Annotated in this window: 15 protein-coding genes; 10 read left to right on the top strand and 5 right to left on the bottom strand. The window is 34.1% G+C overall.

Annotated features, from left to right (window positions below):
* The first annotated feature begins 75 nt into the window (after positions 1 to 75).
* From ccsA to KI430_RS06290, 3 genes are all read left to right on the top strand, one after another.
* Entirely contained in the window at positions 76 to 3,309 is a 3,234-nt protein-coding gene (gene ccsA / locus KI430_RS06300; protein ID WP_248877405.1) for a cytochrome c biogenesis protein CcsA, read from the top strand.
* A gap of 115 nt (positions 3,310 to 3,424) precedes the next feature.
* The gene (locus KI430_RS06295) at positions 3,425 to 4,294 is read left to right on the top strand and encodes an SPFH domain-containing protein (protein ID WP_248877404.1); all 870 of its coding nucleotides are present in this window, start codon (positions 3,425 to 3,427) and stop codon (positions 4,292 to 4,294) included.
* Between the two features lie 17 nt (positions 4,295 to 4,311).
* Positions 4,312 to 4,488, top strand: coding sequence for an Arc family DNA-binding protein (locus tag KI430_RS06290; RefSeq protein ID WP_074233794.1), 177 nt, complete (start codon positions 4,312 to 4,314; stop codon positions 4,486 to 4,488).
* A gap of 23 nt (positions 4,489 to 4,511) precedes the next feature.
* Here the strand turns inward: KI430_RS06290 and KI430_RS06285 are convergent, their stop codons facing one another.
* Both KI430_RS06285 and KI430_RS06280 read right to left on the bottom strand, forming a co-directional pair.
* A complete protein-coding gene (locus KI430_RS06285) occupies positions 4,512 to 5,372 on the bottom strand; it encodes a tyrosine-protein phosphatase (protein ID WP_248877403.1) in 861 nt (286 codons plus the stop codon).
* Between the two features lie 92 nt (positions 5,373 to 5,464).
* Positions 5,465 to 7,114: a peptide-N-glycosidase F-related protein gene (locus KI430_RS06280; RefSeq protein WP_248877402.1), complete on the bottom strand. Its 1,650-nt coding sequence runs from the start codon at positions 7,112 to 7,114 to the stop codon at positions 5,465 to 5,467.
* 190 nt (positions 7,115 to 7,304) lie between these two features.
* Here KI430_RS06280 and KI430_RS06275 point away from each other — a divergent pair, with 190 nt between their 5' ends.
* Positions 7,305 to 8,234, top strand: coding sequence for an SPFH domain-containing protein (locus KI430_RS06275; RefSeq protein ID WP_248877401.1), 930 nt, complete (start codon positions 7,305 to 7,307; stop codon positions 8,232 to 8,234).
* Positions 8,235 to 8,264: 30 nt separating this feature from the next.
* Here KI430_RS06275 and KI430_RS06270 read toward each other — a convergent pair whose 3' ends face one another.
* Positions 8,265 to 9,602: an AAA family ATPase gene (locus KI430_RS06270; RefSeq protein WP_248877400.1), complete on the bottom strand. Its 1,338-nt coding sequence runs from the start codon at positions 9,600 to 9,602 to the stop codon at positions 8,265 to 8,267.
* An 87-nt stretch (positions 9,603 to 9,689) separates the two neighbouring features.
* Between KI430_RS06270 and KI430_RS06265 the strand changes: the two genes are divergently transcribed.
* The 6 genes from KI430_RS06265 to KI430_RS06240 all read left to right on the top strand — a co-directional run bounded on the left by KI430_RS06265 (position 9,690) and on the right by KI430_RS06240 (position 15,001).
* Positions 9,690 to 10,589, top strand: a complete 900-nt coding sequence (locus KI430_RS06265) for an ABC transporter ATP-binding protein (RefSeq protein ID WP_248877399.1) — start codon at positions 9,690 to 9,692, stop codon at positions 10,587 to 10,589.
* Complete coding sequence (locus tag KI430_RS06260; RefSeq protein ID WP_248877398.1) at positions 10,586 to 11,431, top strand: ABC transporter permease; 846 nt, start codon at positions 10,586 to 10,588, stop codon at positions 11,429 to 11,431. The genes KI430_RS06265 and KI430_RS06260 overlap by 4 nt, the downstream gene beginning before the upstream one ends.
* A 237-nt stretch (positions 11,432 to 11,668) precedes the next feature.
* Positions 11,669 to 12,403, top strand: a complete 735-nt coding sequence (locus KI430_RS06255) for a tetratricopeptide repeat protein (protein WP_248877397.1) — start codon at positions 11,669 to 11,671, stop codon at positions 12,401 to 12,403.
* Positions 12,404 to 14,140, top strand: coding sequence for a BatD family protein (locus KI430_RS06250; protein WP_248877396.1), 1,737 nt, complete (start codon positions 12,404 to 12,406; stop codon positions 14,138 to 14,140).
* A 51-nt stretch (positions 14,141 to 14,191) separates the two neighbouring features.
* The gene (locus KI430_RS06245; protein ID WP_248877395.1) at positions 14,192 to 14,794 is read left to right on the top strand and encodes a MarC family protein; all 603 of its coding nucleotides are present in this window, start codon (positions 14,192 to 14,194) and stop codon (positions 14,792 to 14,794) included.
* Between the two features lie 12 nt (positions 14,795 to 14,806).
* Positions 14,807 to 15,001: a hypothetical protein gene (locus KI430_RS06240; RefSeq protein ID WP_248877394.1), complete on the top strand. Its 195-nt coding sequence runs from the start codon at positions 14,807 to 14,809 to the stop codon at positions 14,999 to 15,001.
* Positions 15,002 to 15,037: 36 nt separating this feature from the next.
* On the opposite strand, the gene KI430_RS06235 is transcribed toward KI430_RS06240, so the two are convergent.
* Together KI430_RS06235 and KI430_RS06230 are read right to left on the bottom strand one after the other, a co-directional pair.
* Positions 15,038 to 15,277, bottom strand: coding sequence for a hypothetical protein (locus KI430_RS06235; protein ID WP_248877393.1), 240 nt, complete (start codon positions 15,275 to 15,277; stop codon positions 15,038 to 15,040).
* Positions 15,278 to 15,365: 88 nt separating this feature from the next.
* Positions 15,366 to 17,132 (bottom strand): AMP-dependent synthetase/ligase, encoded by a 1,767-nt coding sequence (locus KI430_RS06230; RefSeq protein ID WP_248877392.1) that lies wholly within the window; start codon positions 17,130 to 17,132, stop codon positions 15,366 to 15,368.
* Between the last annotated feature and the right edge of the window lie 67 nt (positions 17,133 to 17,199).

Below are 17,199 nucleotides of genomic sequence, written 5' to 3'. Positions count from 1 at the left end.
AAAATGACAAATAACAGTTTTTTTTGATGTCGTTGTGGTTTATCATCCTTATTTTTGTGAATTATAATTTTTGGAATGAAAAAGATTCAGGATATTCTTATTTCTACGCGAACGATGGCGGTTCTATTGCTGGTTTTCGCAATTTCTATGGCGGTTGCCACTTTTATCGAAAACGATTACGGCACACCAACAGCAAAAGCATTGATTTACGAAGCCAAATGGTTTGAGGCTGTGATGTTTTTGTTAATCCTAAACTTCATTGGAAACATCGGACGATACAGACTTTATAAAAAAGAAAAGTGGCCGATATTGGTTTTCCACTTGGCATTTGTCCTTATTTTTATTGGAGGCGCAATTACGCGTTATATTAGTTTCGAAGGAACGATGCATATCCGTGAAGGAGAAACTAACAATGAGATTGTAACGGATAAACATTTCTTCAAAATTAAAATTGAGGAAAAAGGAGAACAGCAGAATTACCACGATGTTCCATATCTGATGTCGCCGCTTCATCACGATTTTCAGGCAACCTATGATTTCTTAGGAAAGGAAAAAATTGTTATTAAAACTCTGGATTATATCCAAAGAAAGAAAGATAGTTTAGTTGCTGGAAATGGGAAAGAATTCTTGCATTTGGTTTCTACCAGTGATATGGGCGGACGTCAGAATATTTATTTAGCTGAAGGCGAAGTTCAGAATATCAATGGAACTTTGGTAAGTTACAATAGAACGGCGATTGAAGGTGCTGTTGAATTCCAGAAAAAAGATGGACAAATCTACATCAAAACTCCGACTGATGCTGCTTATATGACAATGGCAACTCAAGCGACTGGAACAACTAAGAAAGATGAGTTCCAGCCTTTGGTTTTGAGAAGTCTTTATACGATTGACCAATTGAAATTAGTGATTCCAGAAGGAACTAAAACTGGGAAATTAGTGGCTTATGAAGGCGATAAACAAAAAGATAAGGATGTTCCGGATATGCTGAAAGTAGAAGTTGCCGGACCAAAAACAAAACAAGTTGTTGACCTTGTAGTTGAAAAAGGAAATCCGAACAATTACAAACAGATTCATATTGATGGATTAGATGTGATGTTAGGATTCGGACCAAAAATTTATTTTACGCAGCCTTTTGCACTTAAATTAGAAAAATTTGTAATGGAAACGTATCCAGGAAGTTCTTCGCCGTCAGCCTATGAATCTCACGTGAGAATAGTGGACGAAGGAAAAGAAACGCCTTACAATATTTATATGAATCACGTTCTTAATTATAAAGGTTACAGATTTTTCCAGGCGAGTTTTGACCCGGATAGAAAAGGAACAGTTCTTTCTGTGAACCACGATTTCTGGGGAACTTTGATTAGCTATATCGGTTATGCATTTTTATTTTTAGGGATGTTTGTGACAATGTTCTGGAAAGGTTCTCGTTTCTGGAGCTTGAACCAAATGTTGAAAACCATTAGTAAGAAAAAAGCAGCGACTGTTGTTTTACTTTTATTAAGTTTTGGACTTAATGCTCAGGAAATTGATATGCACGGGAAAGACGGCAGTCACGAAGGTCACGCTCATTCCGAAGCTGCGGCTCCTACTTCGCCGAACAAGAATCCTGCGGTGATAGATGCTGATGAAATGGTGAAGAATATTACCATCAGTAAAGAACATGCGGACAAATTCGCTTCTTTATTGGTTCAGAATTACGAAGGTCGTATTGTTCCGGCTAATACACAGGCTCTCGATATTTTGCATAAATTAACGTCACGTTCCAAATTTCAGGATTTGGATGCCAACCAATGGTTTTTGGCGGCAACAATTGACCCGATGTTCTGGGCGCAAGTGAACATCATCAAAATCGAAACTGCTGGTAAAGTTGGAAAAGACCTTAGAGCTAAAACAAAAGCGACAGACGAAGGTTTTACAAGTTTGATTAAATTATTCCCTGCAGATAGAAATGGAAATCTTCGTTTTGTTTTGGAAGATGATTATAATGATGCCTTCCGTAAAAAAGCGTCTGAAAGAACAAGATATGACGAAGCAGTTATCAAATTAAATGACAAAGTTCAAGTACTGAACGGAATTATGTCTTACCAATATTTCCGAACTGTTCCTGTCAAAAACGACCCAAATCACACTTGGAACTCTGTGATGACACCTACTTTTGAACCGGACGAAAATGCACAAGCGGTTTTAGGCCCCTATTTGTCAAGTGTTCTTATGGCGACACAAGGCGGAAGCTGGGCAAAAGCTGATGCAGAACTCAAAAAAGTAGAGGAGTACCAACAAAAATGGGGGAAAAATGTAGTGCCTTCTGAAACCAAAGTTAAGCTTGAAGTTTTGATGAATACTTTGGATATCAACTTCAAATTGTTGATTTTCTATACTATTATTGGAAGTTTATTATTGATTTTAGGTTTTGTAGAATTGTTCAAACCGGGCAAGATTCTTCATAATGTTGTAAAAACATTAATTTATATCGGAACAGTTGGTTATATCTTCCATTTCTTAGGCTTGGTTGGAAGATGGTACATCTCCGGTCACGCGCCTTGGAGTAACGGTTATGAAGCGATTATCTTCATCTCTTGGGTTGGTATTTCAGCGGGATTTGCTTTATATAGGAACTCAAATACCTTGATTCCTGCAGCTGGATTTTTGGTTGCTGTGATTATGATGGGATTTGCTCACGGTGGTTCTGCGTTGGATCCACAAATTACGCCGCTAGTTCCGGTTTTGAAATCGTATTGGTTGGTAGTTCACGTTGCTATTATTACTTCTAGTTATGGATTCTTCTCTTTGTCAATGTTAATTGCAATGATTTCATTGATTTTCTATATAATCGCCAACAAAGACACGTTCAAAAGACATAATGATACAACATTAAAAGAATTAGCTATTGTAAGCGAAATGTCTTTAAATATCGGATTATTAGCTTTAACAATCGGAAACTTCTTAGGTGGAATCTGGGCTAACGAATCTTGGGGACGTTACTGGAGCTGGGACCCAAAAGAAACTTGGGCTTTTATCTCGATTATGATTTATGCATTTGTAATCCATATGAGATTGGTTCCGGGATTAAGAGGCAGATATACTTTTCACGTGGTGACGATGTTTGCATTTTGCTCAATGGTAATGACTTATTTTGGAGTTAATTATTACTTGTCAGGATTACACTCTTATGCAAAAGGAGACCCGATTCCTTTGCCTCTTTGGGTTTACATCAGCTTAGGTTATATGTTGGCACTGTCGATAGCAGCTTGGTTTAAGTATAAAAAATTGAACGAAAAACAAGAAAAAAGAACTCAAGTAGAACCTTAAGGCTTTTTAATAAAATTACTTAACCGGACTTTTAATAAGTTCGGTTTTTTTTTATTTTTTGTATCAAAATAAGTAGTATATTTATGATATCAAATTAATATCAAATTAAATTAATATGGAAAAAATTGTAAAACCTTTGTCAGGCTTCTTAGCATTAGTCATCAGCCTTGTTCTTTTTGTGTTAAGTGCTTATCTTGTGATCAGCGGCGGAAGCAATAATAATCCTCTTTCGGTGATTTTTGGCGTGATTTCTTTTGTTGCGTTCATCTTTTTTCTCAAAGGCTTGATGATTATTCAGCCAAACCATTCCAGAGTGCTTAGCTTTTTTGGTAAATATGTTGGAACAGTAAAAGCTAACGGCTTATTTTTTATTAATCCATTGTATTCAACGCAAAGAATGAGTCTTCGTTCAGAAAACCTTCAGGGACAGACTCTGAAAGTGAATGACAAAATGGGTAATCCAATAGAAATTGGAGCTGTTATCGTTTGGAAAGTGGGCGATACTTATAAAGCTGCTTTTGATGTAGAGCGTTATATGGAATATGTGAGAATCCAAAGCGAGGCAGCTGTTCGACATTTGGCGGTAAGTTTTCCTTATGATAACTTGGAAGACGAAAATGCAGAAATAACGCTTCGTGATGGTGGTGATAATGTTAATCATATCCTTGAAAAAGAATTGACAGACCGACTTTCAACAGCGGGAATTATTGTTCAGGAAGCTAGAATCAGTCATTTGGCTTATGCATCGGAAATTGCTGGAGCAATGTTGCAAAGACAACAGGCAACGGCGATTGTGGCTGCTAGAGCAAAAATTGTTGAAGGTGCTGTTGGAATGGTTGATATGGCATTAAAAAAACTATCTGCAGAAAATATTGTTGAACTGGATGACGAAAGAAAAGCAGCAATGGTAAGTAATCTAATGGTAGTTTTATGTGGCGAAAAAGCAGCACAACCAATCCTGAATGCAGGAACACTTTATAATTAATCGAAAATCAAGTATTGATGAAGAAGAGTTTTGTTTTACGACTAGACGATGAGATGTATAAATTGCTGGAGAAATGGGCTGCTGACGAATTCCGAAGTGTGAATGGGCAATTGGAATATATTATCAATCAAAGTCTGATTAATTCAGGAAGAAAAAAAAATAAAACGGATAACCAATCAACTGATAAAAAATAAAGCAGTCAATTTTGACTGCTTTTTTATTGTAAAAATTTCTTGATGTAAATCCGCCTTTGATTTTCAGAAATTCCTAAAATCTGATGAATGTAATTATCCATCGAACCATATTGTTTGTCAATTTCATCGAAAGCAGATTGCAAATATTCCCTTTCAATCCAACTCGTCTTTTCAACTACACCAATGTCTAGTTTTGGATAAACAAAATGAAATGTATTGGCAAGATTTAATCTTTTCTGAATCATATGTTGTCTCAAATTATTAGATTGCAAATATTCTTCAAAAATAACAGAATCGTCAAACTTTAAAACTTTTAAAATCAAAGCTGTAATCATTCCTGTCCTGTCTTTTCCGGCGGTACAATGGTAGAGTATAGGTTGATCGGAATTTAATATTTCAGAAATGATTTGCTTAATAATTTCGGGATTTTCAGAAACATAATCTGTGTAGAATTGTATCATTCTTTTATCCGTATCATTCTTGGTGATGTTTCCTTTTAATGCTAATTGTTTCGCATTGCTCATCTCATCATTCTTATCCTCGAAAGCAGAATATATTTTATAATTGATAACTTTAGGAAGTTGGTCTGGCTCTTTATCAATTTCCTGTTGCGTTCTCAAATCAATGACTATACCGATTTTCATTTTATCTAATTTATCAAAAGACGATTTTCTAAGTTGATGAAGGTTACCACTTCGGTAGATTAAACTATCTTTCAGAATCTTTCCTTCAGAATTTTTAATTCCGCCCAGATATCTCAGATTATTAACTTTCTTTATCTCAATATGATTCTGATTAGAGTAGGCTGAAAACTCAATCTTGGAAGAAGTGTAAGTTTTGCAGGAAATAAAAAATAGGACAACTAAATAATAGAAATATCTCATAACTCCGAAACGATTTTTTATAAAGCTTATTTTCTTTCAATAAAAATTCCTGCTTATTTCTAAACAGGAATTGATTATTTTGAATATTTAATTTATTGTTTAATGACTTTTTGTGCTTCAGATTTACCATCAGCAAAATCAATTTTCATTAGATAAACCCCCGACTGTAATTTGGAAAGATTAATTTTTGTAGAATTATCTTCTAACAAAATTTTACCATCTGCGTTATAAACAGAAACTTTGCTCACTTTTGCTGTCGAATTGATATTTATAAAGTCTTTCACAGGATTTGGATAGACTGAGGATTTTTTTGCATTAATTTCATCAGTCCCCAGTTTGATTTGAGAAGAATATATAGGGCCATACCAGACGCTGCTTTTGTCATCTGTACATTTTGATTTTACATAAGTTTCGTAAGTCCAATTAAGATTGAGGTCACTACGAGAGTCTTTTGGTTCGTTACTGATATCACGGTAAACTTCTCCTCCGGCAGCAGTAAAAACATTTCTTCTTCCCCAGAGTGTTTGCCATTGGTTAGAAGTTCCAGTCTCTTTCCAAGTAAGGTCTACAGTTGTATTAAGTTGGTTAGCGATTTTCAAGTCATAAGGTGCAGCACAAATTACATCGCCATTCTTTTGATTTTGGATGTACATTGAGATTGGGAAATAACCTTGCTGTCCTGTAAAAACAGCAGTAGGAACATCAATTTTAATGGTATGTGTACCGGCAGATAGATTTCCCAAGCTAATTTCACGATTAGGAATCACATCGCCAGGACACCAGTTGTTCCAGGAGATCCATCCTCTTAATGTTTTTGCGCTGGTTCCATAGATTCCATTGCTCTGTGTATTATACTGTCTATAATCTTCACAGTTTTTACCGCCAGGCATATATTGATTTACCAATTGATCATCTAGATAAACATAGTGTATTCTTTTTACATATTCTTCACCATTGGTATTAGAGCCGTGATTGGAAGTAATCAGATGCAAAGAAGCATTAGGAACAGGCTGATCAAGCGTAAATGTAACCAATCTTGTCGTTTGTCCCGGAACATCAGTAGCGTTATAATTATTCAGATTTTGGCGATAAGATAACGGTAAAAGGAAATTCTGTGTTGGCGCAGCTGTCCCACTTGTTACAAATTCCAAATTACCACGGAAAACATCTGTCCTGTCAGCACAGCCGGCGACTTGTGTATTAGCTGCAGCTGAGTAACCATCAGCTCGGAACTCAATCCAAAAATCATAAACAGATGATAAGGCAGAATCATGCAAAATATTGGAAATATTGTCTACCTGATAGCTATAAGGGACTTGTTTTATTGTCGCATTTTTATTCATGAAAGGCGTGATAAACCGTCCAATCTCGATACGCTTAATATTAGCTTGGTCAAAAGTATAAGTGGTGCTTCCTTTAGGAACCAAAACCAGATTAACACCGGCAAGCCTATCATAGTTGTCACAAGCAGCGGTTAAGACAATATTCATTTTGACGCTGCTTCCTATGGATGCAATTTCAGTTTCAGATAGTTTTCTTGAAATAATATCCTGTTCGTAAGCGTGCAAACGAATGGCTCCGGCAGGAATTTGCGAAAATGCTTCCGGTGGCATGGTTTGTCCTTCTCCCAGATAATGATACATACTGTAAAATGGAACGTCAGTAAAAACAGAAACATTTTGAGCTCTAAAAAATGGTGCTATCGCAAGTCCGACAATAGCAAATAGTAATTTTTTCTTCATATTAGATTATTAATCTAACAAATTTAGAAAATCTTTATGAATAAAGGCTTGGTAAGTGTTGTTTTATGAATTTAGTTTTGGTTAATAATAATTATGTTGTGATTTTAATAATATTATATTATGAGGTTGTAACTTTATTTCATTTGCGATTATCATTGGAAAAAGTTATCTTTAAGAAAAATTACAAATTATGATATACGTTGGTTTTATTGTCTTTTTTGGATTAATAACATTATTCGCATCTTTCTTTACAGTTAAACAAGAAACAGCAGCAATTGTTGAACGTTTGGGTAAATTTCATTCGGTAAGACATTCTGGTCTTCAACTTAAAATTCCTTTTATCGATCAGATTTCTAAAAGAATGAATCTCAGAATCCAACAATTGGATGTGATGATTGATACCAAAACTTTGGATAATGTCTTTATTAAGATGAAAGTTTCTGTTCAGTATCAAGTGATTAGAACTCAGGTTGGAGACGCATATTACAGATTAGAAAATCCGGAATCACAGATTACTTCTTTCGTTTTTGATGTTGTAAGAGCAGAAGTTCCAAAACTGAAATTGGATGATGTTTTTGTAAGAAAAGATGATATAGCAGTTGCGGTAAAAGGAGAGTTACAGGAAGCGATGAACAGTTACGGTTATGATATTATCAAGGCGTTGGTAACAGATATCGATCCTGATGAACAAGTAAAACACGCCATGAACAGAATCAATGCGGCTGAACGTGAAAAGACAGCGGCAGAATATGAGTCTGAAGCTCAAAGAATCAGAATTGTAGCCGTTGCAAAAGCGGAAGCTGAATCCAAAAAATTACAAGGGCAAGGTATAGCGGACCAAAGACGTGAAATAGCAAAAGGTCTGGAAGAGTCTGTGAAAATGCTTAATAGTGTCCAGATTGAACCACACGAAGCCTCAGCGCTGATTGTTGTAACACAACATTACGATACTTTGCAATCAATCGGAGCAAACAATAGATCAAATCTTGTTCTATTACCAAATACACCAACTGCAGCTAGTACAATGCTGAATGATTTGGTTGCGGCGATGGCGGTTTCTAAACAAATTGATAATGTTGATAATCCAAAACCTAATCGACAAAATCCTAACTTCTTATAAAATGAAAAGCCTGAATCACTCAGGCTTTTTTTATTCTTCATTGGGATGAAATCCTATGGTTCTTACAGGTTCTTCTTTTGTCTTGTATACATCGAGTTCCTGTTTCAAATCTTCTATTCTTCCCGCAAAACGATCGTAAGAATTATCTTCTGCTTCGGACAAAAATTGTTGAACATTATTCAAATAATCACCGGTTAATTTGGAAGCAGATTCTTTCAAGGATAAATCTAAAATTCCTTGACTGATTTGTATATTTTCAGTTTTGTTTTTGAGATACAAACTTCTGATTCTTTTCTTCAGACTTTGGGTGAAATCTACCAGCATGGTATTGGAAAAAACTCTCATTTTTTCAGCAGTTTCTTGCCAGAATGGGAGTTGATTGGCTTGATTATTTTCTAATATTTTTAATAAAATTGCATCTTTACTCAGGTTTTTGGTCATATTGAATAACAGTATTTCCGCACGTTCTTGTTTATTGGGCGGGAAAATTGGAATCAAAACATCAAATCTTCCCGGAGCCAAAATTTCAGATTCTATACCTTCTAATTCTTTTGCAGAACCAATCATCAAAAGATTTTCTTTCTCAAACTTTTCTATGTAATGGAAAATACTTTCTTTAACATCATTGTATTCGGTATTAATGATTTCTGATTTCTGCATCATGATTTGATCAAAATTTTCAAGAAATAGAACAATTTTTTCTTTCTTAAGCATTTGGGTTAGATAATCATCAAAATTGGCTTTTTCATTATTTAAAGTTGATTTTAACTGGGATTGTCGGACTTCAAAAAAATCGAAGTTAATCATCTCTGCAATCTTTTTTGCCCAGAAAATTTTACCACTTCCCGGTGGACCATAAACAATGATTCCTGCGGCTTTTTGTATACCCCAATTTTTGGATTGTTCAGGATTGATGAAAGGTTCCAGCATATCAGAAATGTAGAAGAACAAGTCCCTATAACCAATGAAATCTCTTTGTTTGAGTTCTGTTTTATTCCCAAAATAATTATAAACAAACTGATAATCTCCACCGAGTTGATTATCTATCCCAAAACTTGAAATGGATGATTTGTAAATCCCGTTATCAAAAATATTTGTTGATTGATGTTGTATGATTTGCTCAACTTTTTCAGTGGGCTGATGTATCTTTTTAGCAATTTCTTCTGCGGATTTTTCTTTTCCTAAATCATCATCATATTTTTTTAGAAATTCTTGATTTTCTGTAGCGAATGTTTCAAAATTTTGGGTAATATTGAGATTTGGAGAAAGACAATCTGAAATTTCAAGGTTAAAATCTTGGATAAACTGTTTGATACTTTCTTCGGATATGTCTAGTTTTTTAGAAAACTTTGAGATGTTGTAGGTCATTATTAATGTTTTCTGAAATTTAACAAAAACCATACAAAACTAAGTAACAATTGCTGTAATAATAAGACTATTCATAAAAATAATCAGATGGAAAAAATTCTGGAAGTAAAAAACTTAACCAAAAAATTCAAGCATATTGCTGTGAATAATATTTCCTTTGATGTAGAAAAAGGAAATGTTTATGGTCTTTTGGGGCCGAATGGAAGCGGGAAATCTACCACTTTCGGGATGTTGCTTTCTACAATCAACCCAACTTCCGGTTCTTGGAAATGGTTTGGAAAAGAAGGAACAGATACAGATACGTTGAAAAAAATAGGCGCAATTATAGAGCAACCGAATTTTTACCCTTATCTCTCAGCGGAAAAAAACTTGGAAATCGTTGCGGCGATAAAAGGCGTTCCAAATAAAAGAATAGATGAGGTTCTGGAAACGGTTAATCTTTTGGCGAGAAAAAAAGATGCTTTTAAGACTTATTCTTTGGGAATGAAACAACGTTTGTCGATTGCATCTGCATTGTTGGCTAATCCACAGGTTTTGATTCTTGATGAACCTACAAATGGACTGGATCCGGAAGGAATCATCCAAATTCGTGATATCATCAATTCTATTGCAAAATCTGGAACTACAATTATTGTGGCAAGTCATCTTTTGGACGAGATTGAGAAGATCTGTTCACGCGTAATTGTTTTGAAACAAGGAACTGCCATCTATTCCGGCTCTGTTGATGCAATGAGTAATACGAAAGGTTTCTTTGAGTTGAAAGCAGAAAATACAGAATTACTAATCTCAGCTTTAAATCAATTGAATATTTTCTCTAGTGTGAAAGAAAGAGAAAAGTTGATTATTGCTCAGATTTCAGAAGATATTTCGGCATCCGAACTTAATAGAAAATTATTTGAAAAAGGAATTTCTTTATCTCATCTTCAGAAGAAAAAAGAAAGTCTTGAAACTCAATTCCTAGAACTTGTAAAACAAACCAACTCATGATTAGATTATTAAAATTAGAATATCTCAAGAATCTGAATTACAATCCATTCAGGATTTTTGCTGGATTATATTTCATCGTTTTGATTTTGCTTTTGTTCATCGGTTTGATAGACTTTGACTTGGCTGGATTGAAGGTTAATTTGAAAGAACAAGGGATGTATGATTTTCCCGGTATTTGGAATTTCACAACTTACATTGTCGGATTATTGAAAATATTTTTAGGTTGTATTATTGTTTTTTCTATTTGTCAAGAGTTCAGTAATAGGATGTTTAAACAGAATATTATTGATGGACTAAGTAGGGAAGAATTTGTAGCATCTAAGCTATTGACGATTTTTGTTTTTACAGGATTTTCCACTTTAATAGTTTTCATCATCGCTTTTATTTTAGGTAAAAGTTATTCGACAACACAAGAAAATGATTTGATTTTTAAAGAGATTTATTTCATTTTCAATTACTTTTTGAAGCTCTTTACATTCTTTTCTTTCTTGATGTTTTTATCTGTATTATTCAGAAAATCAATATTTGTTTTCCTTGGATTTTTTATGATTTGGTTTGTTGAAGGCATTCTATCAGGTATAGAAAAGTTTTCGTTGATGAATAATGTTGCACCAAAAGAACAAGGGAAAATAATGATAGATCACGTTTTTCTGACAGATTATTTGCCTTTGGGAAGTATGTCAAATCTTATTCCTTCACCATTAGTAAGAACCAATATGGCAAAAATGTTCGGAATGGAATTTAAGTTTGAATATCCAATTGGAAGTGTCATTGCGTGTGTTATTTGGTCTGTAATTTTCATCGGTGGAAGTTATTGGATTCTTAAGAAGAAAGATTGGTAAAATTTACTTTAATTAATTGTTTTAAATGATTAAATTATAGTGTTTTAAAAATTTTATCTAAAGTTAACTTTATATAATAATAAAGCTATTGTTCAAACGAATGATAGCTTTTTTGATTTTATTTGTAGATTTTTATCTACAAAAGCCCTTAAATAAAGCATTTTAAGGCTGTTTTTTTAACCCAACTTTAACTTTTAATTTATTGATTTTAACAATAAAACGGATAATTTTGCATCAATGGATTTTAGATTTGCCATAGTTGTATTAAGCTTGTTTCTTTCTTCTCAATTTTTAATTGCTCAGAAGAGTTATAATGCTTTGGTCTATGAAGGTAATAAGAAGTTTGATGCGAAAGAATATGATGCGTCTTCCAGTAAATACTTAGAAGCAATTTCTGTGAAAAGTGGGAATTATACTGCACATTACAATCTTGGGAATTCGCTTTTCAAAAGTAAAAAATACGAAGAAGCCACAGCTGAATATCAGAAAGCAGCAAAGCTGACTAAGAGCAAATTTGAGAAAGCAGCAGCCATTTATAACCAAGGGAATGCTCAGATGCAATCCAACAATCCGGAAAAAGCAGCTGAGCTTTATAAGCAAGCCCTAAAACAAGATCCTTATAACGAAGCCATCCGGAAAAATTATGAGATTGCGATGTTGAAGGATAAAGAAAAAAAGGACAAACAAAAGCAAGATCCGAAGAAAGGAAAAGGCGAAGGAAAAGATCAGAAGAATCAGGATCAGTCCGGAAAAGGTGATCAGAATAAGAATCAGCAAAACGGACAAGGCGATAAGCAGAAAGGTGATAGTCAAGGAAAACCTAATGATCCTAAGAAGCAGGAAAATAAAATCCCTGAAGAAGCAGAGAAAATGATTTTACGAGACATAGAAAATCGTGAAAGAGAAACTGCCAGAAGAATATTAAACAAAAGAGCCAATTCGATGCCGCAAAGCAACGAAAAGGATTGGTAAATGATAAGAAAAAATTTATACATATTATTTCTTTTAGCATCGGCTTGTTCCTTTGCTCAGGTTAATCTTTATTCTGAGGTTAACACACAGGATACACGTGTTAACTCACCTATTGCATTTACGATTGTTTTAGAAATTTTTGGAGAAGACTTGATTCAGGAGACACCTGTCAAACTTCCGGATCTTACGAAATTTGATTATGCTATCTCTTCCGAACAAAATACTTTGATTGATCCTGTAAAAAAGATAAGAATCAATCAAATGGTTTACCAGTTTTCCTTAAGTCCAAAACAAACAGGAAACGTAAAAATTGGTTCAGCTCTTGTGAAAATCAATGGCAAAATGTACAAAACAGAGCCTATTGATATCGTTGTAAAAGAAGCAGAGAAGAAACCTTTGGCGACCAATAACCCTTCAAAAAGTATGTATTTGCAGATGCAGTTGGAAGAACGGGAAGTTTACAAGGACGAACCTGTAGTAGCTGTCTTAAAAGCTTTTTCAAGGAATATCTCTAATTTCAGACATTTGGAACCTGCGAAATTTGAAGCAGCAAGAAACCTTATGATTCGTTCTATTGCTAATTTTGATGAGTCGATAGAGGACACGGAAAATGATTACTCTTCTCAGGTTGTCGGGATGTTTGTAATTGTCCCTAAAGTAGCTGGCATTATGGATGTGCCGCCAGTTGAGATTCCTTTTGCAAATCATAAAAACACGCTTGTCTCTAATAAAGTTAAACTTAATGTAAAAAGGTTACCGGAAGGTGCACCAATGAATTTTCATAATGCAGTCGGAAAATACGATGTTAAAATCGAAATGATAGATAAGGGCAAAGAAAATTTTGAGATTAATAAAGCTTTTAATATTGCGGTGAAAGTAAGTGGTTGCGGAAATCTTTCTCCATCAATAGTTCCGAAAATTTTACCTTCTCCAGATTATGAAGTTTTCGAGCCTAAAATCATTAATAATTCGACACCAACAACCAAAGGAATTGAAGGTGCAGTAGAAGCTCAATATGTTATTATTCCGAAGAAACGTGGAGATTTGAAAATCTCTACAGAGAACTTTTCGTATTTTGACCCGAAGGAAGAAAAGTATGTAGAAGTTGGTTCTAAAGTTCTGGTCTTGAATGCTGTTAATGCCCAAGATATCGCCAATGCAAAAACAACTTTGCAGAAAGTGAATGAATATACCAATAATGTTTTGGAGAAAGTAGATTCACCTGTAATGGATACGAAAAAGTTACAAGTGAAGGAACATAATAAACTGAATTGGTTAGGTATCTTTGGAAATCTTTTGATTATTGGATTTGGTTCAATCGTATTTGTTTATTTTAACAAACGTCGCAAAGAGAAAAAGAAATTGGAGTTAGAGAAGAAAAAAACATTTACGGCACCGATTGTTAATATTGAAGAGACAGAAGCGCTTTTACGAAACAAAGATAAATTTGATTTAGATTCGTCAATTAACTATTTGACTAAGAAATTAAGTGATGAAAATCCATCTCAGTTTTTTGATGCTTTTGAGGAACTTAAATCCGATGCAGACAAATTTTCTCAAAGTCATTATTCGATGACGTTTTCAGAGTATTTGAGGTCTAATTTTGGACTTAGTGATTATGAGAAATATAATCAGTTAATCACAAAAGTAAATATTGAAAAGTATTCTCCTTTCTCTTCCAAAGAAAAACAAACCGAAATCTTGAATGAAATTGTAGAAGTCTATAAATTACTTTAGGAAATTTTCAAAAATATTTTATATTTTTGCGAAATCTTTAAAATTAAAGTTATGGAATTTTTAAGCGAATTTTCTTTCAAAGAAACAATGACCGCTTTTATGGTTTTATTTGCAGTGATTGATATTTTGGGTTCGGTTCCAATTATCGTATCATTAAGACAAAAATTCGGAAGGATAGAGTCTGAGAAAGCAGCTATTGTTGCCGGATTATTAATGATCTCTTTTCTTTTCATTGGAAATAATATCTTGAAATTCATTGGTGTAGATGTCAATTCTTTTGCGATTGCAGGAGCTTTTGTAATTTTTATTATTGCAATTGAGATGATTTTGGGAATAGAAATTCATAAAACGAATCAACCTCAGGCAGCTTCTATTGTTCCAATTGCGTTTCCACTAATCGCTGGAGCAGGAACATTGACAACAACTTTGTCTTTAAGAGCAGAATATCACGATATTAATATCATCTGTGGAATCATTCTGAATACGCTTTTCGTTTACTTAATTTTGAAGATGGCGCCTTGGATAGAAAGAAAAATGGGAGAGGGTTCTCTGCAAGTTTTGCAAAAAGTTTTCGGAATTATCCTTTTAGCTATTTCTATTAAATTATTTACCGCTAACTTTGCACAACTATTTCAGAATTACATTCACTTTTAATAATATTGAAAAATGAAGACATTTTATAAAGTATTCCTAGTCCTTTTTGTCCTTTTTGTGGGGATTAATTTTTATGCCATCGATTGGAGAGCGGGATTTTTTGATGATGAAAATACAAAGTTCATATTTTCTATTTCATCAGGAATTTTAGGAATTATCGTAGTTTACATTCTGCACAACTGGAGTAAGTTGGCAGAGAGAAAATAAGAAAAACGCTTCAGATTTCTGAAGCGTTTTTAGTTTTTATTCAATTTCAAAAAGAGCATTCCTCAAAGTTTGAATACTTCTTTTATTAATTTTAGATTGTGTATTCATATTATCCCATTGAGATAATATTTCTTCTACGATTTCGTCTTCACATTCGTATTTATCTTCATCATCAAACATCACTGTTGTTGCAAAGTGGATCATTTCTTCTTTACTTACTTCATCTGCTAGAAATCTGTCGCAAATTTTTATTAATTCTCTTCGGGTTATAATCATTTTATATCTCTCATTATTCTCACTGATAGCAAATATAATATTTAGAAAATCAAAAAGAAAAAAGCTACCCAATAGGATAGCTCATTATTTATTTGTACATATTGTCGTAGAGGTCTTGGAATTCCGCTTTTATCGCTTTTCTTTTCAGTTTTAGCGTTGGTGTAAGAAGTCCGTCATCTATTGTCCAGACTTTTGGAGTCAGTTCAATTTTTTTGATTTGTTCCCATTTTCCCAGGTGTTGATTGATTTTTTCAATTTCCTGTTCTATTCTGGATTTCACTGCAGGATTAGCCGCAATTTCTTTCGGGGAATCCGAGATTTTAACGTTATGAAGTTCTGCCCAGTTTTTGGTAAAGGCAAAATCTGGTTGTATCAAGGCACAAGGCATTTTTTCGCCGTCGCCGACTACCATTATTTGTTCAATAAATTTCGAAGCTTTCGCAAGATTTTCGATGACCTGCGGTGCAACAAATTTCCCTCCGGAAGTTTTGAACATCTCTTTCTTTCTATCGGTAATGAAAAGGAAATTATCCTCATCAATCATTCCGATATCGCCAGTTTTGAAATAACCGTCATCCGTAAAAGCTTCCTTGGTTTTTTCTTCATCTTTATAATAAGCTTCGAAGACAGAAGGTCCTTTTACCACAATTTCACCGTCAGATTCTATTCTAACTTTTACATTTTCCAACGGAATTCCAACAGAACCAGCTTTCACTTTTCCAAAAGCGTTCACAGAAATTACAGGCGAAGTTTCGGTCAATCCATAACCTTCCAAAATCGGAATTCCGGCAGCGTGGAACATATTGTTCAAACGCTTAGACAAAGCCGCAGAACCCGAAACCAAAGTAATCAAATTGCCACCTAAACCTTCTCTCCATTTTTTGAAGACCAGTTTGTCTGCAATTGTGTGCATAAAGGATTTTGGCTGTCCAATTTCATATTTCTCAGCAATGCCTAATGACCAAAGGAAAATTTTGGATTTCAGTCCGCCGGTAGCAGTTCCTTTATTGTAAATAGAATCGTAAACTTTTTCCACCAATCTTGGAACAACCGTCATATATTGTGGATGAACTTCTTTCACATTGTCTCCAATCTTCTCGATACTTTCAGCGAAATAAATAGAAATTCCATTACTCAAATAAAGATAGAAAATCATTCTTTCGAAAACGTGGCAAATTGGTAGAAAACTAAGCGCTTTCAGTTCTTTATAATCAATGCTTTTATCTTTCGGAATTCTTGGCGTGCTTGCCGTAACATTCGCAACCAAATTGTTGTGGGTTAACTGAACACCTTTTGGCTTTCCAGTTGTTCCAGATGTATAAATAATCGTCGCCAAATCTTCCGCATTGATAGCTCTGGAAAGGTCATCAACCTCGATTTGGGTTGACTCGTTCTCACCAAGGTCAAGAATTTCGTTCCAATTTGGAGCACCATCGATTTCGTCAAATGTAAAAACGCCGACCAATGACGGGATTTCTGGTTTTGCGTTGGTTAATTTTTTATATAATTCAGCATCGGAAACAAAGCAATATTTAATCTCAGAATTATTGAAAATATACACATAATCTTCCTCAGAAATAGTTGGATAAACAGGAACCGTTACAACTCCAATTTGTGAAATTCCCAAATCCATAACCGCCCATTCCGTTCTGTTATTGGAAGTTATGAGTCCAATTTTGTCGCCCGGTTTTATACCCAATTTTAAAAGTCCACGAGATATTTTATTACCTTGATTGATGAACTCTGCAGTGGAAGTTTTTATCCATTTGCCATTTTTCTTCGTGACAAGACAATCTTCGTTAGGGAATTTCTCCAAAGCCAGTGTGGAAAAGTCAAATATTCTTTTAACGTTCATAAAATATCTTTATTAATATATTATTAAAATTGAGTTTACATTATCGTAAATATAATTTTTTTTTCTA

The sequence above is a fragment of the Epilithonimonas zeae genome (genome assembly GCF_023278365.1).
In the GTDB taxonomy this organism is placed as follows: domain Bacteria; phylum Bacteroidota; class Bacteroidia; order Flavobacteriales; family Weeksellaceae; genus Epilithonimonas; species Epilithonimonas zeae_A.
Note: the sequence above shows the minus strand (reverse complement) of the source record. Positions and strands in the feature narration are given on the sequence as shown.